This is a genomic window from Candidatus Tenderia electrophaga (genome assembly GCA_001447805.1).
GTDB lineage: Bacteria > Pseudomonadota > Gammaproteobacteria > Tenderiales > Tenderiaceae > Tenderia > Tenderia electrophaga.
Genome location: CP013099.1, coordinates 1,673,492 through 1,697,359, shown reverse-complemented (window position 1 = coordinate 1,697,359; position 23,868 = coordinate 1,673,492). Strand labels below are relative to the sequence as shown.

Below are 23,868 nucleotides of genomic sequence, written 5' to 3'. Positions count from 1 at the left end.
GCTTAGGCCAATCCTTTCGAGACCACTTCAAACACATCCTTGGACAACTCGGGTTCGGCCATGATGCGGTGTAACTCCTGTTGCATCAGTACCTGACGACGCTGGTCATAACGCCGCCACTGAATCAGCGGCGCCACCAGTCGTGCCGCCACCTGAGGATTGAGCCGGTCCAACATGGTCACCTGATCGGCGAGGAAGGCATAGCCGGCGCCGTCGGCCTGATGGAAGCGATAGGCGTTGCCGGAGACGAAGCCGCCGATCAAGGCGCGTACCTTGTTGGGATTCTTGATGCTAAAGGCGGCGTGCTGCATCAGTCCTTTGACATGGTCCAGGGTATCGGGCAGGCGTGACACCGCCTGCAGGGTGAGCCACTTGTCCACCACCAGGGCGTCGTCTTGCCATTTGCCGTAGAAACGGTCAATGGCCTCGAGGCGTTCAGGGCAATCGATATCCATCAGATTGCGCAGGGCGGCCATCACGTCGGTCATGTTGTTGGCATTGCCGGCCTGGGCCTGGGCGGTGTGGATCACCTGCTCGTCTTCCAGGGTGGCGAGATAGGCCAGGCAACTGTTCTTGAGGGCGCGCCGGCCGATGGCCGCCGCATCGATATAGAACTCGCCGTCCTCGGCGTTGCGGCCGAAGACCTGCCACAGCAAGGCTTCATGCTCGCGCGCCAGGGCCCGGCGCAGGGCCCAGCGCGCCTCGAAGATGGCGCCGGGATCGATCACCGCCATGCTCGCGCCGATGTAGTTTTCACTCGGCAGCTGCAGGGCCGCGGCGCGGAAGTTGAGATCACCGCCCTGCTCCTGCAACAGGCTGGCGAAAGCGGCCGAGTAGGGCCCATAGACCTCGACCAGTTTGCCGCTATCCGCTTGCTCGCCGCGCTGAAGTTGTTCCACCAGTTGCAGGATCAATCTCAGTCCGAGCCGCTGGCCGGCATCCCAGCGATTGAACTCATCCGTGTCCTTGGACATCAAAAAGGCGAGCTCGTCGACGCGGTAGTCATGGCGTAACTTGACCGGCGCGGAGAAATGGCGCAGCAGCGAAGGCACCGGGCGCTGCGCAACATCCGTGAAGACGAAACGTTCCTGCGCCTGTTTCACATGCAGCACAGCATCCTGGCCCAGGGCCGCCTCCCCCTGCAGTTTGAGTGGCACGGGGCGCCCCGTCGGATCCAGCAAGCCGACAGTCAAGGGAATATGAAACAGCTCTTTGACCTCCTGTCCCGGCGTGGGCGGACAGCTCTGCTCCACCTTCAGGGTAAAGGTCTTGGCGTCGGCATCGTACGCAGACTCGCACGCCAGCACCGGCGTGCCCGCCTGACTGTACCAACGTTTGAACTGGGCCAGATCGATGCCGCTGACATCCTCCATGGCCTGTACGAAATCATCTGTCGTCACGGCCTGACCGTCGTGGCGCTCAAAATACAGATCCGTGCCCTTGCGGAAGGCCTCGCGGCCCAGCAGATTGTAGATCATGCGCACCACCTCGGCGCCCTTTTCATAGACCGTCAGGGTATAGAAATTGTTGATCTCCACATAGGACTCGGGGCGCACCGGATGAGCCATGGGGCCGGCGTCCTCGATGAACTGGTAACTGCGCAGCCGATTGACGTCATCGATGCGTTTTACCGTGGCGGAAAACATGTCGGCGGTGAACTGCTGGTCGCGGAAGACCGTAAAGCCTTCCTTCAGGCTGAGCTGAAACCAGTCGCGGCAGGTGACGCGGTTGCCCGACCAGTTGTGGAAATACTCGTGGCCGATGACGCTCTCGATGTTGACGAAGTCGGTATCGGTGGCTGTGTCCTGCCGCGCCAACACGTATTTGGAGTTGAAAACATTGAGCCCCTTGTTCTCCATGGCGCCCATGTTGAAGTCGTCCACCGCCACGATCATGTAGATATCCAGATCATATTCGCGACCGAAGACCTCCTCGTCCCATTTCATGGCGCGCTTGAGCGAGGCCATGGCGTGATCGCATTTATCGGCATTGTGGGCCTCGACGAAGATCTGCAACGTCACCTCGCGGCCGGATTTGGTTGTGAAGTTATCCTCGATACACGCCAGCCGGCCGGCCACCAGGGCGAACAGATAGCTGGGCTTTTTGAAGGGGTCTTCCCAGGTGACCCAGTGGCGTCCCTTGCCCAGTTCGCCGCGCGCGACCGCGTTGCCGTTGCTGAGCAGCACGGGGTATTTTTCCTTATCCGCCTCGATGGTGGTGGTGAACAGGGTCATCACGTCGGGGCGGTCGTAGAAATAAGTGATCTTGCGAAAGCCTTCGGCCTCGCATTGGGTGCAGAAATTGCCGCTGGATTGGTACAGGCCTTCCAGGGAGGTGTTGAGATGGGGCTGAATGGCGGTCTGGATTTCCAACTCAAAGCGGTCGGGCAGATCAAGCATCAAGGTGAGCGATTCCGCGCCAATCTCATACTCGGCATCGGACAGCTGTTTGCCATTCAGTTCAATGCGCAGCAGCTCCAGGTCTTGACCGTCCAGGCGCAGGGGGTGTGTGCCGTCGCCGCGGCGCTGCAATGTCAAATTAGATGTGACCACGGTCTGTTCCTCGCCCAGATTGACGTGCAACTTTATCGCGTCGACGCTAAACGGCGTCGGATGATAATCCTTCAAATAAACGGTTTCAGGTGTGTGCTGATTCATAAGGACTCGTACATTATAAAAACGACTAGCGGCCGATGGCGTCGGCGAGGGTGCCGACGGCGACGGCGAATTTATGCGACCGATTCCAGTCCAGAATGGCGCGGTAATTGTCATAGACCAGGTAGGTGCGTACAAACTTGCCCTCATCCGGCTGCACCAGGGAGGCCATCAGATTGCGGTCAGGTAAATTGTTGCCCGACAGCCGGCGCACCCCAAGCTTGTCCCATTCGTCGAGAGGTTTTTTGGTCTCCAGACCGAGCAGGGAGGTATCAAATCCCTCAGGCAGTTTGACCTCACGCCCCCAGGTTTGATCATTATCCCAGCCCACTTCGGCCAAATAATTGGCCGCCGACGCGAAGACGTCGGCCTTGGAGCGCCACAGATCAATCTTGTTGTCCCCATCGAAATCCACCGCATAGGCACGGAAGGTGGACGGCATGAACTGGGCCTGCCCCATAGCGCCGGCCCAGGAACCTGTCATCTGGTCGGGCTCGATGTGGCCCTGCTCCAGAATCTGCAGGGCGTCCAGCAGCTGGTCGCGGAAAAATTCAGCGCGGCGGCCGTCATAGGCCAAGGTGGTCAGCGCGGCGATGACGGAAAAGCCGCCGGTGAGACGGCCGAAGTCGGTCTCGATGCCCCAGAAGGCTACCAGGAATCGGGGTTGCACCCCGTATTCGGCGGCCACCTGCTCCAGCAACGCGCGATTCTCGGCCAGCTTTTTCTTGCCCAGGGAGATGCGCCGCTGGGGCACCACCCGGCTGACGTATTCTTCCAGGGTCAGGGTGAATTCGGGCTGCTTGCGGTCCAGCTCGACAATGCGGGGAATGGGCGCCACGTCCCGAAAGGCGCGTTCGAAGGTCTGGGGCGAGATGCCTTGTTCCAGCGCCTCCTGCCTGACTTCGTCGCGCCATTGCTCGAAGCTCTGCTGGTTAGCCATGGCGCTGCCGCACACCAGCACAAACAAAAACACCCGCGTCAATCCCTGCCACATAGTCTTGAGACCTCTCCCTGAAGCAAACGAACATCGATTCTAACAAATAAAGCGGGGGGCCACTTATCCTTAGCGGAGTTAACGTTATTCGCCTGTTTATTAAACCCGCGGCGGAGGCTAGAATCGCCCCATCCATTCATCACACAAGGAGAAGAATCATGGCACGTACCGAATCAACCATGCTGGAACTGGGCACCCGGGCCCCTGATTTTTCCCTGCCGGACACCCAAGGCAAACAGGTCAGCCTGAAGGATTTCGCCGACGCCAAAGGGCTGCTGGTGGTGTTTATGTGTAATCACTGCCCCTATGTCATCCACGTCCGCGACGCCCTGGTGGAATTCGCCAAGGAGTACCAACCCCAGGGCCTGGCGGTGGTGGGCATCAACAGTAACGACGCCGTCAACTATCCCGACGACAGTCCAGAAAAGATGGCCGAGGCGGCCGCCGAACACGGCTTTAGCTTTCCCTATCTGTACGACGAAAGCCAGGCAGTGGCCAAGGCCTACAAAGCCGCCTGCACGCCTGATTTTTTCTTGTTCGACAGTGAGCAAAAGCTGTTCTATCGCGGCCAATTCGACGACAGCCGACCGCGCAACGACGTGCCGGTGAGCGGCGTGGACCTGCGCGCGGCGGTAGATGCCCTGCTCAACGATGAGGCGTCCCCGGAGGAGCAAAAACCCAGCCTGGGCTGCAATATCAAATGGAAAGAAGGCAACGAGCCGGACTATTACGGCTGAAGCCGAGGCGCTATTACCCGGCAATTGGGACCGGGTAATGGCTACAGCTTGGCGAGATCGATCTCGCTGAAATCGGCGGCCTGAATACAGCCCGGCCAGGGCGTCTGCCCAGCGCGCCGCACTTGTACCGCCTGCATACCCGCCAGCTTCGACGCCTGCAACTCCTCGACGATATCGGACAGGAACAGGATCTCCGGCGCCGCACAGCCGATGGCGCCGATAATATGGCGATAGGCCTCAACCTCACGCTTGGCGCCGATGCGGGTGTCGAAATAGCCGTCGAACAGCGGGGTCAGATCACCGTAATCGCTATAGCCGAAAATCAGCTGTTGCGCGCGCACCGAGCCGGAGGAAAACGCGTAGAGGCGAATGCCCTGCGCGTGCCACTGACGCAGCCTGTCGGCCGCATCGGCATAGACGTGGCCGGTAAAGGCGCCGTCGCGGTAACCCGCCTCCCAAATCATGCCCTGCAGAGTCTTGAGCGGCGTTATCTTTTGATCTTCCTCGATCCATTGGACCAGTCGGCGGATGATCCCGTCCAGGTCCAAATCCTTGCCGACCGCGTGGCGCACCTCCTCCAACTGCGCCTTGACCTCGGGCTCATGGGCGTGGCGCCGCACGAACTCGGCCATGTGTTCGCGGGCATAGGGGAACAACACATCCTTCACGAACGAAAGCGACGACGTGGTTCCCTCGATATCGGTAACGACCGCCTTAATCATGCGGTGAATTGTTCAACGCGGGGAAACTGAGCGGCGATCTTATCGCCCGTGTATTGCGCCACCCAACCTTCGGTGCTGGTGAACAGGCGAATGCACTTAAGCGACGGCGCCGCCCCCATATCGAACCAATGCTTGGTGTTGGCCGGCACGCTGATGAGGTCGCCCTGTTGGCACAACACGGCGTAGACCTTATCGCCCTGATGGATATAGAACAGGCCTTGGCCGTCGACGAAGAAGCGCACCTCGAATTCACTATGAACGTGTTCATCCAGGAACTTCTGCCGCAGGGCGACACGGTCCGGATGATCAGGCCCCAGGGCGATGACATCCACCGATTGAAAACCATACTCCTGCATCAAGCGATCCACCGCAGGGCGATAGGCCTCGATGATCGCCTCCTGGCTCGCATCATGGTCCAGCGGCTGGCTCGCCTGCCAGCGCTCGAACAGCACCCCGGCGTCGCGCAGGCGGGTCGCAATACGGTCGTGATTTTCAATGGATTCTATCAATTGCGCCTGATCGGCGGAAAATACTTTTAACAGACTCATGGATGATTCCCTCCTGGCTAAGGCGTGTGATTCTAAGCCGGGCTACGGCGTCTGACCAGCGCTGTGAGACAGTGCAAAGACACTTTATTGATTCGCCGAACCAGCCGATATAACGAGTATCTAACTTTATGTGACGCCCGGAAACGTCCGGGGCGTGCATCCCACCAGGCAGATGCCGGAGGTGGCATTATGAAAACCATTATTAACAAGATGATTCTATTATGTTTTATGGTCGTCCCCCTGAACGTGTCAGCCTTCGAGGCACTGGCGACCAACAAGGAGGAATACCTCTGCTATTCCCAGGCCATGATCGGTTTTGATTCCGTCATCAATTCACGCCTCGGCGTACCTGCCGAGCACGCCCTGGATCTCGCCATCCTTGGCCACAGCCGGGTTGCTGCCGCAGAGCAAACCTACTCCAGGGCCCTGCTGAAGACCATTCTCGACGCTTATCTGTGGCAGGAGTCCCCGCACAGCTACGCGGTCAAGGTGTTCTACCGCTGCGCGCAGGAGGATCGCGAACTGAGAAGCGCTCAGAATGGCTGGTCTAATCTGGATTACTGATCCTTGATATCCAACAACTCCACATCAAAGATCAAGGTGGAGTTGGGGCCGATCTGAGCCCCGGCCCCACGGCTGCCATAGGCCAGGTCGGCGGGCACATAGATCTGCCACTTACTTCCTTCGCGCATCATCTGCAAGGCCTCTTGCCAACCCTGAATCACTCCGTTTACCGGAAAGGTCGCCGGCTCCCCGCGGCTGTATGAACTGTCAAATTCAGTGCCGTCGATTAAGGTGCCGCGGTAGTGAACCACCACCGTATCACTGGCCTTGGGTTTTTCACCCTTGCCCTCTTCGATGACCTTGTATTGCAATCCGCTGTCCGTTTTCTTCACGCCCGACTTCTTGGCGTTTTCGACCAGGAATTCTTCGCCTTGGCGGCGGTTCTCTTCCCCTGCCTGCTGCGCCACCGAGGCGCGTTGCTGCTGCACCCGTTGCAGGGTGTCCTGGATTTGCGACTGACTGAGCTGGGGTTGCTTGCCGGCGGCCACATCCTGGATGGCGGCGAGAAATGCGTCCTCATCCAATTCGATGTTGTCATTCTTCAACTGCTGACCGATCTGCAGCCCAACGATGTAACTGAAACGTTGCTTGTCATTTTCGAGATCCACCGCCATGGCCTGGCCGGCCCACAGGCCTGCGATGGTGATTAGCGCTACGGTTTTTTTCATGTGAATAATCCTGTTTGAAATTTCGCCCGCCATAGTGACATAGAATGGCTGCAATGCCCAAATCCGGACGCCAACTATTGCAAATGCTGCCGTTTAATGACACGCGCAGCGTATTTTGCGGTGATCACGTTGATATACAAACCATTCTTTGTTATACAAACACTTCAATCCACGCGACCAATTACATCGACTCCAACATTCAGGCATGCTCCGCAAACCCCTTCTGGCTTTTTTGCTGCTCAGCTTGAGCGCCTGCAGCTCCATGGTCTCGGAACGTTTTGCCAACAATCTGGGCGATGCCATCCTGACTCAAAACGACCCGGACATCGCGGCCGCCAGCATGCCCACTTTTCTGGTGATGATGGACAGCCTGGTGTTAGGGGCGCCGGAAAACGCGACTATCCTCAGCGCCAGCGCCGATCTGAACGGCGCCTACGCCACGCTCTTTGTCAGCGATGCGTCACGTGCGCGTCAACTGACCGACAAGTCCCTGCGACAGGCGCGCACGGCGCTCTGCACGGTAGAGAATGGGATTTGCGCGTCGGAAAACGCCGATCTGGACACATTCCGACAGGCCCTGAAACAGCTGCGGCGCGACGACATTGCCCTGCTCTACAGTTACGGCACCGCCTGGGCGGGATGGATCCAGACCCATCGCAACGATTGGAACGGCCTGGCTCAAGTCCCAAAAGTGGAAGCCGTTATGACAAGAGTGGCGGAGCTTAACGAACAATACCAATGGGGCCGCGCCCACCTGTACCTGGCGGTGATCAACAGTCAGATCCCGCCCGCGCTGGGCGGCAAGCCGGAAACCGGTCGTTTACACTTCGAAAAAGCGATTGCCATATCACAAGGCAAAGACCTGGTCGCCAAGGTCGAATATGCGCGCCACTACGCCCGTTTGATGTTTGACCAAGAATTGCATGATCGGCTGCTCAATGAAGTCATCACGGCGCAACCTGGTGTTGCCAAACTCAACCTCAGCAACGCCCTGGCCAAACAGGCGGCTCGGGAATTGCTGGACACATCCGAAGAATATTTTGAGGAATAGAGGATTATGTTGAAACATCTGGCATGGATGCTATGCCTGTTTACGCTAACCGTGATCCCGGCACAGGCGAAAACATTCAAAATCGCCACCGTGGTTCCCGACGGTACGCGCTGGATGGAAGAGCTAAAACAGGCAGCCGATGAGATCAAACAACGCACCGACGGCCGAGTCAAATTCCGTTTCTATCCCGGCGGCGTCATGGGCAATGACAAGAGCGTGCTGAGAAAGATCAAAATCGGTCAACTGCACGGCGGTGCCATCACCGGTGGCGGCCTGCAAAATATATACCCCGATTCCCAGGTCTACAGCCTGCCGCTGCTGTTTCGCTCCCACGCCGAAGTGGATTATGTGCGTGGCCACCTGGATCCGTTCATCATCGATCAGCTGTACCAAAACGGGTATGTCAGCTTTGGCCTGAGTGAAGGCGGTTTTGCCTATCTGATGTCCGAATACCCCCTGGATACAGTCGACAAGCTGAGGACCCTGAAGGTATGGTCACCCGAGGGCGACCCCATCAGTCGCGCCGCCTTCGAGGCCATCGGCATCAGTCCCGTCTCTTTGCCGCTTACCGATGTGCTCACCGGCCTGCAGACAGGCCTGATCGACACCGTGGCCGCCTCCCCCATCGGCGCCATCGCCCTGCAATGGCACACCAAGGTGGATTACTTGAACCGTACACCGCTGATGTATCTCTACGGCACCCTGATTGTGGATCGTAAGGACTTCGAGAAGCTGAGCACAGCAGACCAGCGCATCGTCCGAGCCGTGATGTCCGCGGCCTTCGCCAAGTTGGACAAGATCAATCGTGCAGACAATGAGCAGGCCTTCCAGGCGCTCAAACAACAGGGCATCAAGTTCGTCTCCATTGGACACGCCTCAGAATCGGAATGGACGGACGCAGTGAAACAGGCCACCGACGAATTGATCCGCGCAGGTGTGGTCAGCGAGGCGATTACGCAACGGATTAGTGAACATCTAAATGACTTCCGCAGCCGCGCACAATAAATAGTCTGTCGCAATGCACCACAAGCTTCTCCGCCTGATTCACCTGCTCGAAGACGGGCTGCTGATCGTCACCCTGGGCACCATGATCCTACTCGCCCTGAGCCAGATCATTCTGCGCAATCTGTTTGACACCGGCATTGAATGGACCGACCCGCTGCTACGTGTGCTGGTGTTGTGGCTCGGCCTGCTCGGCGCCATCGCTGCGACGCGGCAGAATCGTCATATCACCATCGATGTAGTCTCGCGCCTGCTGCCGCTTAACGGTCAAAGGATCACGAGCGTCATCAGCAATCTGTTCAGCGCCGCGGTCTGCGCCGTCATCAGCTATTACGCCGCCCGCTTCGTAATGATGGAATATGAAGACGGGCTTACCGCCTTTGCCGACGTCCCGGCCTGGCTGTGCGAAAGCATCATCCCCTTGGGCTTCGGTTTGATGGCGCTGCGCTTTCTTATCAATACCGGCGGCGTCATCAAACGCGGACCGCCTGCCGCCACCAAGCCGCTGAGTTGATTCGGCGTGGAGATCCTGGTCACCCTACTCCTGATTGGTCTGGCATTGATCGGCACTCCACTGTATATCATCATCGCTGCCTCGGCCCTGTATGGTTTCTATACGGCCGACATTGATCTGTCCGTGGTGGCTATTGAGTTTTACCGGCTGGCGGAGATCCCTATCCTACTGGCCATCCCCTTGTTTACCTTTACCGGCTATTTGCTCAGCGAAAGCGGCGCACCGCAACGCCTGGTACGCCTCACCGAGGCGCTGCTGGGCTGGATGCCGGGCGGCCTGGCCATCGTCTGTCTCTGCGCCTGCGCCCTGTTCACCGCCTTTACCGGTGCCTCGGGGGTGGCCATCGTAGCCCTCGGCGCGCTGCTGTATCCCGCCCTCATGCAGGCCGGTTATCGCGAGAATTTCAATCTCGGCCTGATCACCAGTGCCGGCAGTCTGGGCGTGTTGTTCGCCCCGTCGCTGCCCTTAATCCTATATGGGGTGATTTCACAGCAACTGGGCATCGGCACGGCCTTCAGCATTGACGAACTGTTTCTGGCCGGCATCTTACCGGGGATTCTGATGATTGTGATTCTGTCGGGCTGGAGTATCTGGCAGGGCCGTCGGCTGCCCGTGATCCCCTATTCCAACCCGGCCCTACTGGTGGCGATCAAGGAATCGAAATGGGAGATCCCCCTGCCCTTCATCGTGCTCGGCGGCATCTACAGCGGCTATTTTGCCGTCTCCGAGGCGGCGGCGGTCACGGTGGCCTATGTCTTCATTGTCGAAGTGTTGGTCAACCGCGACATCAAATTCAGCCAACTGCCCGCCATCATGCACGAGTCGATGGTATTGATCGGCGCCATTCTGGTCATCCTGGGCGTGTCCATGGCCTCCACCAACTACATGATCGACGCCGAGGTGCCGACGCGAATCTTCGACAGCATCCAGTCCCATGTGGATGACCCGCTGACCTTTCTGTTGCTGCTGAATATCTTTCTGCTGCTGCTGGGCACCATGCTCGATATCTTCTCCGCCATCGTCATCATGGTACCCATCATCATGCCCATCGCCCTGCAGTACGGCATACATCCGCTGCACCTTGGCATTATCTTTCTGGCGAATATGCAGATCGGCTATTTCACCCCACCGGTGGGCATGAATCTGTTTATCGCCAGTCATCGCTTCAATAAATCGGTGCTGCAGCTTTACCGGGCGACTCTGCCGTTCTTTGTATTGCTATTGCTGGCCGTATTGATGATTACCTATATCCCGGCGCTGTCACTGACACTGCCGGAAATGCTGGAACGATAAAGCTTAAGGAAGGAGAAATTTGGTCGGGCAGAGAGGATTCGAACCTCCGACCCCCACAACCCCATTGTGGTGCGCTACCAGACTGCGCTACTGCCCGTTAATTTCTTTAGATGAAAAAACAAAATCGGGGATGCTGACTCAGCGAGGCGTATTCTACCGAACTCCCCCCCTGCGCGCCAGCCTTGTTTTGTGGATCTGCTGCGTTAGTTTTTCAGTTCCGTCAGTACGTCTTCCAGTTCCCGACGCATCTGTTGGATCAGCTCAAGGCTGTGTGTAACATCGGTCTTCGCTTCATTGCCGGACAGCTTCTGCCGCGCGCCGCCGATAGTAAAGCCCTGCTCGTAAAGCAGGCCGCGGATCTGGCGAATCATGATCACATCATGGCGCTGATAATAACGCCGATTACCGCGTCGCTTCAGCGGTTTAAGCTGGGGAAATTCCTGCTCCCAATAGCGCAATACATGAGGCTTGACGCCACACAGCTCACTCACCTCACCGATGGTGAAGTAGCGCTTGGCCGGAATGGCGGGTAGCTCATGATTGTTCGCGGCTTCCAGCATATGCCTCTACTCTCGCTTTCAGTTTTTGCCCGGGATGGAAGGTCACGACACGGCGCGCAGTGATGGGAATCTCTTCACCGGTCTTGGGGTTGCGACCGGGACGTTCCTTCTTATCGCGCAGATTGAAGTTGCCGAAGCCTGACAATTTGACCTGACGGCCGTTTTCCAAGGCCCCCCGCACTTCTTCAAAAAACATCTCTACCAGCTCCTTGGCCTCACGTTTGTTCAGACCAAGTTCCTCAAACAGCCTCTCGGCCATGTCTGCTTTTGTTAACGCCATGGCTTACTCTCTCAGCGTTGCGTGTAGTTCCTGGTTAAGTTCCTCCAGTATCTTCGATACCAGAGCCTCTACATCTTTATCTTTTAGAGTGCGGGAATGGTCCTGAAAGGTCAAGCCTAAAGCAAGACTTTTTCTCCCTGATTCAATACCTTCGCCACAATATACATCAAACAACTGTAGCTTTGCCAGATATTCTCCTGATACTGCTGCAACACAGTCGCTGACCTGTTGCGCCGAGACCGCCTGATCCACCACGATGGCCAGGTCGCGCCTGACTGAAGGGAATCGGGACAATTCTACGAATTCAGGCTTGCGGGCACTGAAAAACACCTCCTCCGACACTTCAAATAGGTAAACTGAGCCATTGAAATCTAAGTCTTTCTCCAGCTTCGGATGCAGTTTACCTATCCATCCTATCGGCACGCCCTTAGCACTCTTTATCGCAGCGGACTGGCCCGGGTGCAAAGCGGCATTCCCGTCCGCCACAAACATATAGTCGCTGCTGCGCCCCGTCAATCCTAACAGCCCCTCCACATCGGCCTTGAGATCATAAAAATCCACCGGCGCCACCTGCGCTGACCACTGCTCGGGCAACAGGTTGCCGGCCACCACGCCGGCGATCACACCCTCTTCCGTGACCTTGCCATCTCGCTGGACGAACTTGACCCCGCGCTCAAACAGCCGCACTCGCTCCTGTTGGCGATTCTGGTTATATTGCAGCGCCTGCAACAGACCACTCCAGAGGCTGGTGCGCATCACCGCCATATCGGCGGAGATCGGATTGGCCAGGGCGATCCCGGTCTCATCCGGCGTCACCAGGCGCTGAAGTCTCTCGTCGACAAAGCTGTAGGTGATCGCCTCCTGGTAACCGCGGTCGACCAGAAAGCTGCGCACGCGCTCGAGACTCACCCGGGCCTCGCGCGGCAGCTGGACCGTCAACGCCATTTTGGGCGCTTCGGTGGGCAAGGCGTCATAGCCATAGACGCGGCCCACCTCCTCGATCAGGTCCGCCTCGATGGCCAGGTCGAAACGAAAACTGGGGGCGGTCACCTGCCAGCTGTCGCCCTGCTCCACCACGCGCATGCCCAGGCGTTTCAGCAACTCGCCCACCCGTGCCGGCGCCAGGTCGATGCCCAACAGACGCTTGATGCGCGCCAGGCGCAGGGTGATGGGTTGGCGTTGCGGCAGTTTGTCCGTTTCGACGGCTTCGACGACAGGGCCGGCCTGACCGCCGACGATTTCCAGCAGCAACTGCGTGGCGCGCTGCATGGCACGGGCCGGCAGTTCGAAATCCACGCCGCGCTCAAAACGGTGTGAGGAGTCGGTATGCAGACCGTACTGGCGCGCCTTGCCGATGATGGCATCGGGATTGAAAAAGGCGCTCTCCAGGAACAGGTCGACGCTGTTATCTGTCACCGCAGAAGCTTCGCCGCCCATGATGCCCGCCATGGCCAACGGTGCATTCTGATCCGCGATCACCAGGGTGTCGGACTGCAAGGTCACCTCCTGGCCGTCCAACAAGGTAATCCGCTCAGCGTCGTTGGCATAGCGCACCTCGATGCCGCCGGTCAGTTTGGCCAGGTCAAAGGCGTGCATGGGCTGGCCCAACTCGAGCATGACATAATTGGTGACATCCACCACCGGGCTAATGCTGCGCACGTCCGAACGGCGCAGGCGCTCCCGCATCCACAACGGCGTCTGTGCCTTCGGATTGATGCCCTTGATCACTCGGCCGATGTAGCGCGGGCAGACCTCGGCAGCGGTCAAGGTAACGGGGAAGGTTTCATCATGGGCGGGGGCGATATCTTCCAGCTCGGGCTCGGCAACGGCGCTTTGATTCACCACCCCAGCCTCACGGGCGATGCCGGTGATGCTGAGACAATCGCCGCGGTTGGGTGTCAGGCCGATCTCGATAGTGACATCATCCAGCTGCAACAGCTGGCGGACATCAGCACCGGCTTCGGCGCCGGGCGGCAACAGCATCAATCCTTCCGAACTCTCCGCCAGACCCAATTCCACCGCCGAACACAGCATGCCGCAGGACTCCACCCCGCGCAGCTTAGATTTCTTGATCTCCAGGCCGTTAGGCAACTGGGCGCCGATCAGGGCCGTGGGCACCCTCTGTCCCTCGGCCACATTGGGTGCGCCGCAGACAATGGAAAGGGTCTCGTTACCCACATTGACCTTGCACACCCGCAGACGATCGGCATCAGGGTGAGGTTCCACCGACAGCACCTCTCCCACCACGACGTGCCTGAACGCCGCCGCCACCGGCTCGACCGCATCCACTTCCAGACCGGCCATGGTCAACTGATGCGCCAGCTCCGCGGTCGACACATCCGGATTCACCCATTCACGCAACCATTGTTCGCTAAATTTCATCGTTTGATTGTTTTCGCTGTACTGTTATTAAATGGACCGGCTTAATTGAATTGGCGCAGGAAGCGCAGGTCGTTCTCGAAAAACAGGCGCAGATCATTCACACCGTAGCGCAGCATGGTCAGGCGCTCCACGCCCATACCGAAAGCGAAGCCGGTGTATTTTTCATTGTCGATACCGACATTGGCCAAAACGTTGGGATGAATCATGCCGCAGCCCAGCACCTCCAGCCAGCCGGTATGACTGCAGACGCGGCAGCCCTTGCCCTGACACATAACACATTCCATATCCACCTCGGCCGACGGCTCAGTGAAAGGAAAATAGGAAGGCCGAAAACGGGTGCCCAAATCCTGCTCGAAAAAGTTGCGCAGAAAATCGGTCAGCATGCCCTTCAGATGGGCGAAGGTGACATCAGTATCCACCATGAAGCCTTCCACCTGGTGAAACATGGGCGTATGGGTAACATCCGAGTCACAACGATAGACACGCCCGGGCGCGATCACACGCAAGGGGGGCTGTTTGTTTTCCATCACCCGCACCTGTACCGGTGAAGTGTGGGTGCGCAGCAGGGTGCGTTCATCCACATAGAAGGTATCATGCATGGCACGGGCCGGATGGTTCTCGGGAATATTCAGGGCGGTGAAGTTGTGATAGTCCGATTCGATCTCGGGGCCGGTGGCGATATCAAAACCGAGGCGATTAAAATACTCTTCGATACGCTGCAGGGTGCGCGTGACCGGATGGATTCCACCAACATCCTGACCACGACCGGGCAGAGTGACGTCGAGGGTCTCCGCCGCCAGTTTGGCGTTGAGCGCCGCCGCTTCCAGTTCACGACGCCGCGCATTGATCGACACCTGCAACGCCTGCTTGGCCTGGTTGACCGCCTGCCCTACCTTCGGGCGCTCCTCCGCGGGCAGGTTGCCCAACTGCTTCAGGTATTGGGTCAGCACACCCTTCTTGCCCAGGTACTCCACCCGCACCTGATCCAGGGCGTTCAAATCCGAGGCCTGAGTGACGGCCGCCTCGGCCTGACTCACTAAATCCGCTAACTCCTGCACGTATCCATCCCCTGATAGATTGACGGTTTCCGAAAAAAGAAAGGGGAAGGCTCAGCCTTCCCCTTTCATATCACTGCACTCCCGTCACATCAATATGACGGCGGCAACATCTTAAAGGCTGGCTTTGGCCTTTTCGGCAAGCACGCTAAAGGCGTTCTTGTCATAGACAGCCAGATCAGCCAGCATCTTGCGATCGACCTCGACCGCCGCCTTCTTCAGACCGTTGATCATGCGACTGTATGACAGACCACACTCACGCGCAGCGGCATTGATACGCGCGATCCACAGGGCGCGGAATTGACGCTTACGCTGACGACGGTCACGGTAGGCATATTGACCGGCCTTGGTGACGGCCTGGGTCGCGACGCGATAGACGTTTTTGCGACGGCCACGATAACCTTTGGCCTGGGCGAGAACCTTTTTATGACGCGCCCGGGCGGTAACACCACGTTTAACTCTTGGCATGTTTCTTTACTCCCGAATCCAATTAGCTATAAGGCAACATCTGACGGATTGCCGCGCTGTCGCACTTGGCAACCAGAGCCGGATTGCGCAGCTGACGCTTACGCTTGGTGCTCTTCTTGGTCAGAATGTGACGACGAAAACTCTGGTTACGCTTGAAGCGACCGGAGCCGTTCACCTTAAAGCGTTTGGCAGCGCCTCTGTTTGACTTTATCTTCGGCATCTTCTATTTCTCCAAACTTAAGTTAATATTGCGGCAGTAGGTAAGCCCGTTCGTAATCGAACCCGACTATTTCTTTGGTGATAACACCATAACCATCTGCCTGCCTTCCATCTTGGGGAACTGCTCAACCTGGGCCAGCTCTTCGAGATCGGCCGCCACACGCTTGAGCAGGTTCATACCAAGTTCTTGATGGGCCATTTCACGACCACGAAACCGCAGCGTGACCTTGGCCTTGTCACCATCGCTCAGGAAGCGCACCAGGTTACGCATCTTGACCTGGTAATCGCCTTCTTCCGTCCCGGGACGGAACTTCACTTCCTTCACCTGGATCTGTTTCTGCTTTTTCTTCGCTGCCTGGCGTTTCTTGTTTTCCTCGAACACGTATTTGCCGTAATCCATGGCGCGGCACACCGGCGGTTCTGCGTTCGGGGAGACCTCGACCAAATCCAATCCGGCCTCCTCGGCACTTGCCAGGGCCTGATCCAGCGGCATGACGCCCACCATTTCACCTTCTGCATCAATCATGCGCACTTCGCGCGCGGATATTTCCTGGTTGATGCGGGCTTTCTTTTCAGCAGCGATATTTTATTCCTCCAAAGCAATGCGGCCGCGGCGCGCGATTTCAGCGGAGACATGCTCAACCAGAGCATCCAGATCCATGACGCCCAGATCTTCTCCACTACGCGTGCGAACGGCCACTGTTCGATTTTCCACTTCGCGGTCACCCAGGACCAGCAGAAATGGCACCTTCAAAAGTGTATGTTCGCGAATTTTAAAGCCTATTTTCTCATTTCTCAAGTCTGATGTGGCGCGGATGCCCTGTTGCGACAGGGTTCGCACCACCTCTTCGGCAAAATCGCGGGCGCGATCGGTGATGCTCATCACCACCGCCTGGGTCGGTGCCAGCCACACCGGCATGGCGCCGGCATACTGCTCGATCAGGATGCCGATGAAACGCTCCAGCGAACCGAGGATGGCGCGGTGCAACATGACCGGCACCTGGCGGTTGCTGTGCTCGTCGATGTAACTGGCGTCGAGCCGGCCCGGCATGGAGAAATCCACCTGAATGGTGCCGCACTGCCACACCCGGCCCAGACAATCCTTGAGCGAGAACTCGATCTTGGGCCCGTAGAACGCCCCTTCACCCGGTTGAAGATCCCACTCCAAGCCTTTGTCGTTCAAGGCTTTTTCCAGCGCGTGTTCGGACTTGTCCCAGACCGCGTCGGCACCGACCCGATTCTCCGGCCGGGTGGAAAGCTTGATGATGACATCGTTGAAACCGAAGTCGGCATAGACCTCGAACAGCAGATCGATGAAGGCCGACACCTCGGACTGAATCTGGTCTTCGGTGCAGAAGATGTGGGCGTCGTCCTGGACAAAGTTGCGCACCCGCATCAGGCCGTGCAGCGTGCCGGAGGGCTCGTTACGGTGGCAGGAGCCGAACTCCGCCATGCGCAGCGGCAGGTCGCGGTAGCTGTGCAGGCCGGTGTTGAAGATCTGCACGTGGCAGGGGCAGTTCATAGGCTTGATGGCAAAGGTCCGCTTCTCCGACTCGGTGGTGAACATGTCATCGCGAAACTTCTCCCAGTGCCCCGATTTTTCCCACAGGCTGCGGTCCACCACCTGAGGCGTACGCACCTCCTGGTACGCGTGCTGGCGCAGCTTCTTGCGAACGTACTGCTCGACTTCCTGGTAGATCGTCCAGCCTTTGTCGTGCCAGAACACCATCCCAGGCGCCTCTTCCTGGGTATGGAACAGACCCAGCTGCTTGCCCAGCTTGCGGTGGTCGCGCTTCTCGGCCTCTTCCAGGCGGTGCAGATAGGCCTTGAGGTCCTTCTTGTTGGCCCAGGAAGTGCCGTAAACGCGCTGCAGCATTTCGTTCTTGGCGTCGCCGCGCCAATAGGCGCCGGCCAGCTTCATCAACTTGAAGGCCTTGATCCTGCCCGTAGAAGGCACATGAGGTCCGCGGCATAAGTCTATGAAATCGCCCTGTTTATACAGCGACAACTGCTCATGCGCGGGGATATCCTCAATGATCCGGGCCTTGTACTCCTCACCCATCTTGCGGAAGAACTCAATCGCCTCTTCGCGACTCATCACCGAGCGCTCCACCGGGATGTCCTGCTTGGCCAGCTCGGCCATTTTCTTCTCGATGGCAGCCATATCCTCCGGCGTGAAACCGGGTTCGTAGGCGAAGTCATAATAGAAGCCGTCCTCGATCACCGGGCCGATGGTCACCTGCGCCTCGGGAAACAGCTCCTTCACCGCCTGGGCCATCAGATGGGCGCTGGAATGGCGGATGATCTCCAAGCCTTCTTCATCACGCTCGGTAACGATGGCCAGTTCCGCATCGCCCTCGATCGTATGAGACGCATCCACCAGCTCGCCGTCCACCCTGCCGGCCAGAGTGGCCTTGGCCAGACCGGGGCCGATATCGGCGGCCACGTCCATTACGGTCACGGGGTGGTCGAAATTGCGTTTGCTCCCGTCCGGAAGAGTCACGACTGGCATGGGTGTTGGGTCCTATTTCTGAATCTGCGTGATCGCCGCAGCGGCGGCTACCGAAGGGACCGAATTATACATCAGCGACTTAGTGGCGTGTAGTTTATCCGGCCAAGCCTTGCAGTTCGGTTTGAAGCCGGTTGATGACGGGCGTCCAATCCCCCCGGTCACGCTGCCGAAAAATACGCATAGTCGGATACCACGGTGACGCCTCCCCTGCCATGCCATAGCGCCAATCGGGCGGCGTGTACAGCAACACCCAAACCGGTTTGCCCAAAGCGCCGGCCAGATGAGCCACCGCCGAATCGACGCTGATCACCAAATCCAGTCCGGCAATCACCGCGGCGGTGTCAGCGAAATCATTGAGGGCATTCGACAGGTCGGTAAAGCGCATACTTGCGGGAGGCGACAAAGCCTGCCCACTCCCAGGCCCCTTTTGCAGCCCGAAAAACCGAACGCCGGAAACATCTCCCAAAGGGGCCAGCTCGGACAAGGCCACCTGGCGCAACACATTCTTGGCATTCGCCGGGCTCCCCGACCATGCCAGGCCGACTTTAAGGCCATCACTCGCCAAGCGCCCGCGCCATGCAGCCACTCGTTTTTCGGGGGCATACATGTAGGGTATGTCCCTGGGAATGGTGTCGAACGTAGTTGCCAATAGTCGCGGCAGACTCATCATGTAAACATAGGTATCAAACGCCTCTGGCGGCAATTGCCGCCCGGCGGGAATCACCTCGTCCACGCCCTCGACCAATTCAATCAGTGCGGCGATTTCGGGCTTGCAATAGACCAGGACCCTGGTGAAATGTCGCGCCAGCGGCGAAACAAAACGACAGAACTGAAACGTATCACCATAGCCCTGTTCGGCAATCACAAGAAGCGTCTTTTCCGGCCAGGACTCGCCTCTCCAGCGCGGCCTGTCAGTCACGCGCAGGTGACGCTGTCTCAACCAGTCGGGATGTTGTAAACGCCACTCATACTCCGACCAGCCTTCTTTATAATTACCCAGCAAGAGCAAACAAACTGCGCGATTCAGGTGGGCATCGGCGAGATTTTCATCAAGCGCTATCGCCTTGTCGTAATGCGACAAGGCCGCTGAGGGTTCACCGCGCGACTCGTCCAAGGTAGCCAAATAGAAGTGGAATTTCGCCTCGTCGCCCGGCGCTAATGCGAAGGCCTTTTGATAACTCGCCAGCGCTGCAGCGAAGCGCCCCATATCGCGATACACGTTCCCCAAGTGGTTGTAGACACTGGCATGATCCGGTTGCAGGGCTTGCATCTTCAGGAATTGCTCCAAGGCCTCATCATAGCGCCCTTGCTTCTGCAGAATGATGCCGAACTCCAAGTGCAACATCGTAGCGTTGGGGACTTGTTCGCTCGCCTTCTGGTAGTTTTCAGTCGCTTCGGCTATACGCCCCCAGTCATGTAGCAATCTGGCATAGGCCCAATACCCCGCGCCGGCATCGGGGCGCATCATCAAATAGGAACGAAAATTCCGCTCGGCGGCAACATATTCACCCAGCGATGACTGACTCAACGCAAGCTGGTAATACAGTTTATCGAGATTGGGATTGATGCTTATGGCGCGTTGGAAGGCCGTGCTAGCATCTTTATGATGCTGCAGCTGATAGGAAATCTGGCCAAACGCTTGCCAGCAGGCGTAATCATCGGGGTTCAGCTTACAGCACTCAAAGTAGGTCGATTTTGCCTGCACCAGCTTGCCGGCCTTGCGCAATTTTTCGGCGTACTTTAGTTGCGTTTTAAGTGTTTTCTTGGGCATTCAAACAAATCAAAAACCATTTCTTGGACAATGGCAACTATATCCGGGACGATCGCATCATACCAGCGCCCCAAATTAGCCCGCACCAATACCGGCGCGCACCATCCAGGCGCAGCCTGACACAGCGCCGCCCGGTTTATGTGCCATGTCGGTGACAAAATGACGCAATGCCGCAAAACGGCCTCGTTATTGCTTAGGCCAGGTAATCCCTAAATTTGCCATACGGACAACTTGCCTCATGCCCAACAAAACCCTCACCTTCATCCTCGCCGGCGGCATGGGTTCGCGCCTGGCGCCGCTGACCGCCGAGCGGGCCAAGCCGGCGGTGCCCTTCGGCGGCAAGTACCGCATTATCGATTTCGCCCTGACCAACTGCCTGCACTCCGGTATGCACCGTATTTTGGTACTGACCCAGTACAAGTCTCACTCGCTGCAGAAACACCTGCGCGACGGCTGGTCGATCTTCAATCCGGAGCTGGGGCAATTCGTCACTACCGTGCCGGCGCAAATGCGCAAGGACAGCCGCTGGTATCTGGGCACGGCCGACGCCATTCACCAAAATCTCTATCTGTTGGAGCGCAGCGATGCCGAGCATGTGCTGATTCTGTCCGGCGATCATATCTATCGCATGGACTATGCCGCCATGCTGGACAGCCATCGCCAAAGCGGCGCCGGAATTAGCCTGGCGTGCATGGAGGTGGCCCTGGGCGAAGCGCACAACTTCGGCATTATCGAGATCGACGCGCACAACCGCGTTGTGGATTTTGTCGAAAAACCGGCGCACCCCGCGCCTACACCAGGCAACGGCGCATGCGCCATGGCCTCCATGGGCATTTACATTTTTTCGCGCGAACGACTCATCGATTGTCTGAACCAGGATCATGACATCCCTGACTCGGATCATGACTTCGGCCACGACATCCTGCCGCGCCTGATCCAATCCCAACACGTCCATGCCTATCGTTTCGGCGAAAGCGAGGGGCGCGTGTCTCAGGATCGTTACTGGCGCGATGCGGGCACCTTGGACAGTTTTTTCGAGGCCAATATGGACCTGCTCAATCCGCTGCCCTCACTCGATCTGTATCAAAGCGATTGGCCCATCCGCACCTATCAAGCACAGACACCGCCGGCACGCACGGTGCCGGGCCGTTCCGGCACCGAGGGCGTGTTCATCAATTCAATTTTGGGGGGTGGCAGCGTCATTTCCGGGGCCGCCATTTCTCACTCGGTGCTGTTTCCGGGCGTCACCGTGAGTGATGAATCCCTGATTCAGAACTCCATCCTGTTTCACGGCGTCAGCGTGGGCGAGCATGTGCAGATTCAAAACGCCATTATCGATAAGCACGTCCACGTGCCGGCCGGGGAGGAGATCGGCATCGATCTGGCCAAGGACCGCCAGCGCTTTAGCGTGTCGGATAAAGGTGTGGTGGTGGTACCCAAGGGCTACCGTTTCTGACCACGGTGCCTAGAGGTAGGCCGGCTCAGACTCATCGTCGGCGGGAAACTGGAACTGCAGACAGTTGCTCCATAATTGCTGCGCCAAGTGATTTTCATCCAAGGCGAAACCGGATTCGATCCAGTCCACAATGGCCTTGGCCACATCGGGATACGGCCGCGGCCCGGGACACTCTTCGCTCAGCCATTCGCGCAACTGCCTGAGATTGAAGCCCTGCATCACCTCCCCGATCTCCAGCGCTTCGATGGCCGCGGCGTTGGAGAGCTGCTCCATCTGGCGCTGCATGGGCTTGACCAGCAATTTCTTGCCCGCCTGGATGGCCTCGCTCAAGAGGCCGAATCCGGCGTTGGCGATGACGCCGTTACAACTGGCCAAGTCGCGCTGGAACGCCTCGCGATCCAAGGGTCGCAGATGCAGATTGTGTTCATCGCGCGCTGCATCGACTGCGCAATAAAAATAGAAATCCACATCCTTGATCACGCGTAAGAATTCAATCACACGCGTGCTGTTTTCAAAGGGCAGATACACCAGGATCTTGTCGGGCTCGCAACTGATCGTATGGGCCTGCGGCTCGATCAGCGGCGGCAGTATGGCGCTGTTGAAATGGTGCCAATGGAAGCCCAGCGTGCGCTGGGCGGGCGCAAAATGGTCCAACAGCAGCTTACCGATCACGGTATGACCGGAAGTAGGCACATTATCGAAGCGGAAGGCATATTGGTGACCGATACCCAGCGAAGGTGTTTTGCTGCGTTTGGCCGCCCAGGCGGTAATAGGCTCGAAGTCGGTGATGACCAAGTCATAGTTCGACAAATCCAAACAGCGGATATCGCGCAACAAGCGGATCAGGTTATTGTTAAGCGTGGTGGCGAGATAATCGATGCGGCCGTCATGCCAGCAAAAGCTGAGCCCGCGATAACAACGAAAATCACCAAAGGGCTCCATGTTGAAGTACCCATCCCGCGGCCGTCCCGAAAACAGATAATCCACCTCCAGGCCGGAGTCCGACAGCGCCCGCGCCATGGTCCGAGCACGGGTGACATGTCCATTACCGGTACCCTGAACGCCATACAATATCCGCACGCCCGCGCCCCTAACCCAGCATCCATAGCGCCAGTTCGGCGCTTACCAGCCCCAGTGCCATACCGGCCACGATGTCGCTGGGAAAGTGAACCCCCAACAAGACCCGCGACACGCCGATCAGGCACGCCGCACTGTAGGCCGGTAACGCATAGGCCGGATAATAAAACGCAACAACATTGGCAAACAGAAAGGCGGCAGCGGTATGACCGGACGGAAAACTGAACTTGTCCGAGGGCTGCAGAAAGGAACTGAAACCGACGATGGCATCCGCCGGGCGATGGCGCCTGACGGTATTCTTGCTCACCAGATAGGTGGGCAACTCGACGGCAAAGGCCAGCAACAGCGCCAGGGCGAAGGGTGGGCCGGACTCGGCGTCCAGCCATAACAACAGCACGCCGATCAGGGCATAGAGGTAACCGTCACCGGTCTTTGATATCCAGCGCGCCAAGCGGGCGATTTCGGCATGGCGTTTGCGCGACATACACCAGCGGAAGGCGATCAGATCACATTTGGTAACGGTGTTGACAATGGTAGGCATGGCGTTTGTGCTCCCCCGTTTTGAGAGCTATTGTCAAACGCTTTAATGACACATAGATGAAGTTTTTATGACGTTTTTGTGATGCCGGCAGAGATTGCGCACCGGATCAGATGTGCGATTGCAGAGAATGCTCCCGCCCCAGCGTGTCAATCATGCTGTTCCACATCCTTACCGATAGAGAGGGGGTTCGGTAGTCGGCCTTATTGAGCCGCTTCAGCCCCCGCTTCTTGAACATTCCGGCGTGCAGGAAATATTGATTGATGGCCGTGAGCTGATCGTGCAGCACAGGGCTGAGGTGAATCCACGCCAGCACGGTCGGGAGCGGCGCTGCACGACTCACTGATCGCCTGTTGCAGCACCTGCTTGGCGCATTGACGGCATTTGCCGCACTGAGACGCGACCCCCAGCCGCTTGTTCAACTCACGCAGGCTGTCGGCCCCTTTGGCCACCTCTTCACTGATTTGAATGTCGGTAATCCGATGGCAGATGCAAACGTACATGCCCATTCCTCGATAAATATTAATCTCTACGCACCAATCTAATGCGAATAAGAATGATTGTCAATTATATTATCGGCCGGGGATCGGGGGACTTTAATCAGGGCCAGCGGCAGGGCACAAACAAAAAAACCCCGCTCGAGGCGGGGCTTCTTCAGTATCTGGTAGGCGCGATTGGACTCGAACCAACGACCCCCACCATGTCAAGGTGGTGCTCTAACCAACTGAGCTACGCGCCTGAAGAGGGCGCTAAGATACCGGTATCCTTGCCGAAATGCAAGACTTGCTTTGCGCCGCGCAAAA

General features: G+C 57.8%; 24 protein-coding genes and 2 tRNA genes. 7 read left to right on the top strand and 19 right to left on the bottom strand.

Going from position 1 to position 23,868, the window contains the following annotated elements:
• Positions 1–2: 2 nt before the first annotated feature.
• Positions 3–2,657, bottom strand: coding sequence for an aminopeptidase N (gene pepN, locus Tel_07820; protein ID ALP53069.1), 2,655 nt, complete (start codon positions 2,655–2,657; stop codon positions 3–5).
• A gap of 25 nt (positions 2,658–2,682) precedes the next feature.
• Positions 2,683–3,648 (bottom strand): lytic transglycosylase, encoded by a 966-nt coding sequence (locus Tel_07815; GenBank protein ALP53068.1) that lies wholly within the window; start codon positions 3,646–3,648, stop codon positions 2,683–2,685.
• A 158-nt stretch (positions 3,649–3,806) separates the two neighbouring features.
• On the opposite strand from Tel_07815, the gene Tel_07810 reads away from it, so the two are divergent.
• Complete coding sequence (locus Tel_07810; GenBank protein ID ALP53067.1) at positions 3,807–4,385, top strand: alkyl hydroperoxide reductase; 579 nt, start codon at positions 3,807–3,809, stop codon at positions 4,383–4,385.
• 41 nt (positions 4,386–4,426) lie between these two features.
• Here Tel_07810 and Tel_07805 read toward each other — a convergent pair whose 3' ends face one another.
• On the bottom strand, positions 4,427–5,107 hold the full coding sequence (locus Tel_07805) for a haloacid dehalogenase (protein ALP53066.1): 681 nt from the start codon (positions 5,105–5,107) through the stop codon (positions 4,427–4,429).
• Positions 5,104–5,655, bottom strand: coding sequence for a cupin (locus Tel_07800; GenBank protein ID ALP53065.1), 552 nt, complete (start codon positions 5,653–5,655; stop codon positions 5,104–5,106). The genes Tel_07805 and Tel_07800 overlap by 4 nt, the downstream gene beginning before the upstream one ends.
• Positions 5,656–5,844: 189 nt before the next feature.
• Between Tel_07800 and Tel_07795 the strand changes: the two genes are divergently transcribed.
• Positions 5,845–6,219: a hypothetical protein gene (locus Tel_07795; GenBank protein ID ALP53064.1), complete on the top strand. Its 375-nt coding sequence runs from the start codon at positions 5,845–5,847 to the stop codon at positions 6,217–6,219.
• Here Tel_07795 and Tel_07790 read toward each other — a convergent pair.
• Positions 6,213–6,887 (bottom strand): hypothetical protein, encoded by a 675-nt coding sequence (locus Tel_07790; protein ALP53063.1) that lies wholly within the window; start codon positions 6,885–6,887, stop codon positions 6,213–6,215. The two genes, Tel_07795 and Tel_07790, sit on opposite strands and share 7 nt — an antisense overlap.
• Positions 6,888–7,092: 205 nt before the next feature.
• On the opposite strand from Tel_07790, the gene Tel_07785 reads away from it, so the two are divergent.
• The 4 genes from Tel_07785 to Tel_07770 are packed head-to-tail and all read left to right on the top strand — an operon-like array spanning position 7,093 to position 10,747.
• Entirely contained in the window at positions 7,093–7,938 is an 846-nt protein-coding gene (locus Tel_07785; protein ID ALP53062.1) for a hypothetical protein, read from the top strand.
• A 6-nt stretch (positions 7,939–7,944) separates the two neighbouring features.
• Entirely contained in the window at positions 7,945–8,943 is a 999-nt protein-coding gene (locus tag Tel_07780) for a C4-dicarboxylate ABC transporter (GenBank protein ID ALP53061.1), read from the top strand.
• Between the two features lie 13 nt (positions 8,944–8,956).
• Complete coding sequence (locus tag Tel_07775; GenBank protein ALP53060.1) at positions 8,957–9,454, top strand: C4-dicarboxylate ABC transporter permease; 498 nt, start codon at positions 8,957–8,959, stop codon at positions 9,452–9,454.
• Positions 9,455–9,466: 12 nt separating this feature from the next.
• Positions 9,467–10,747, top strand: a complete 1,281-nt coding sequence (locus Tel_07770) for a C4-dicarboxylate ABC transporter (GenBank protein ID ALP54776.1) — start codon at positions 9,467–9,469, stop codon at positions 10,745–10,747.
• Between the two features lie 20 nt (positions 10,748–10,767).
• On the opposite strand, the gene Tel_07765 is transcribed toward Tel_07770, so the two are convergent.
• From Tel_07765 to Tel_07720, 10 genes are all read right to left on the bottom strand, one after another.
• Positions 10,768–10,844: transfer RNA gene (locus Tel_07765), tRNA-Pro, on the bottom strand.
• A 106-nt stretch (positions 10,845–10,950) separates the two neighbouring features.
• Positions 10,951–11,307 (bottom strand): hypothetical protein, encoded by a 357-nt coding sequence (locus Tel_07760; GenBank protein ALP53059.1) that lies wholly within the window; start codon positions 11,305–11,307, stop codon positions 10,951–10,953.
• Positions 11,282–11,587 (bottom strand): integration host factor subunit alpha, encoded by a 306-nt coding sequence (ihfA, locus tag Tel_07755; GenBank protein ALP53058.1) that lies wholly within the window; start codon positions 11,585–11,587, stop codon positions 11,282–11,284. The genes Tel_07760 and ihfA overlap by 26 nt, the downstream gene beginning before the upstream one ends.
• A gap of 3 nt (positions 11,588–11,590) precedes the next feature.
• Entirely contained in the window at positions 11,591–13,969 is a 2,379-nt protein-coding gene (locus Tel_07750) for a phenylalanine--tRNA ligase subunit beta (GenBank protein ID ALP53057.1), read from the bottom strand.
• Between the two features lie 41 nt (positions 13,970–14,010).
• Positions 14,011–15,027: a phenylalanine--tRNA ligase subunit alpha gene (locus Tel_07745; GenBank protein ID ALP53056.1), complete on the bottom strand. Its 1,017-nt coding sequence runs from the start codon at positions 15,025–15,027 to the stop codon at positions 14,011–14,013.
• A 111-nt stretch (positions 15,028–15,138) separates the two neighbouring features.
• Complete coding sequence (rplT, locus tag Tel_07740; protein ALP53055.1) at positions 15,139–15,492, bottom strand: 50S ribosomal protein L20; 354 nt, start codon at positions 15,490–15,492, stop codon at positions 15,139–15,141.
• Positions 15,493–15,514: 22 nt separating this feature from the next.
• Positions 15,515–15,712 carry a 50S ribosomal protein L35 gene (locus Tel_07735; protein ID ALP53054.1) on the bottom strand — a complete coding sequence of 66 codons (198 nt, stop codon included), beginning with the start codon at positions 15,710–15,712 and terminating at the stop codon, positions 15,515–15,517.
• 66 nt (positions 15,713–15,778) lie between these two features.
• Complete coding sequence (locus tag Tel_07730; protein ALP53053.1) at positions 15,779–16,237, bottom strand: translation initiation factor IF-3; 459 nt, start codon at positions 16,235–16,237, stop codon at positions 15,779–15,781.
• 60 nt (positions 16,238–16,297) lie between these two features.
• Positions 16,298–18,223, bottom strand: a complete 1,926-nt coding sequence (locus Tel_07725; protein ALP53052.1) for a threonine--tRNA ligase — start codon at positions 18,221–18,223, stop codon at positions 16,298–16,300.
• A 94-nt stretch (positions 18,224–18,317) separates the two neighbouring features.
• Entirely contained in the window at positions 18,318–19,994 is a 1,677-nt protein-coding gene (locus Tel_07720) for a hypothetical protein (protein ID ALP53051.1), read from the bottom strand.
• A 238-nt stretch (positions 19,995–20,232) separates the two neighbouring features.
• Between Tel_07720 and glgC the strand changes: the two genes are divergently transcribed.
• A complete protein-coding gene (glgC, locus tag Tel_07715; GenBank protein ID ALP53050.1) occupies positions 20,233–21,450 on the top strand; it encodes a glucose-1-phosphate adenylyltransferase in 1,218 nt (405 codons plus the stop codon).
• A gap of 9 nt (positions 21,451–21,459) precedes the next feature.
• Here glgC and Tel_07710 read toward each other — a convergent pair whose 3' ends face one another.
• The 4 genes from Tel_07710 to Tel_07695 form a co-directional block, all read right to left on the bottom strand.
• Complete coding sequence (locus Tel_07710; GenBank protein ID ALP53049.1) at positions 21,460–22,530, bottom strand: hypothetical protein; 1,071 nt, start codon at positions 22,528–22,530, stop codon at positions 21,460–21,462.
• A 10-nt stretch (positions 22,531–22,540) separates the two neighbouring features.
• Complete coding sequence (locus Tel_07705; protein ALP53048.1) at positions 22,541–23,068, bottom strand: Type II phosphatidic acid phosphatase; 528 nt, start codon at positions 23,066–23,068, stop codon at positions 22,541–22,543.
• A 106-nt stretch (positions 23,069–23,174) separates the two neighbouring features.
• Entirely contained in the window at positions 23,175–23,408 is a 234-nt protein-coding gene (locus Tel_07700) for a hypothetical protein (GenBank protein ALP53047.1), read from the bottom strand.
• A 319-nt stretch (positions 23,409–23,727) separates the two neighbouring features.
• Positions 23,728–23,804: transfer RNA gene (locus Tel_07695), tRNA-Val, on the bottom strand.
• Between the last annotated feature and the right edge of the window lie 64 nt (positions 23,805–23,868).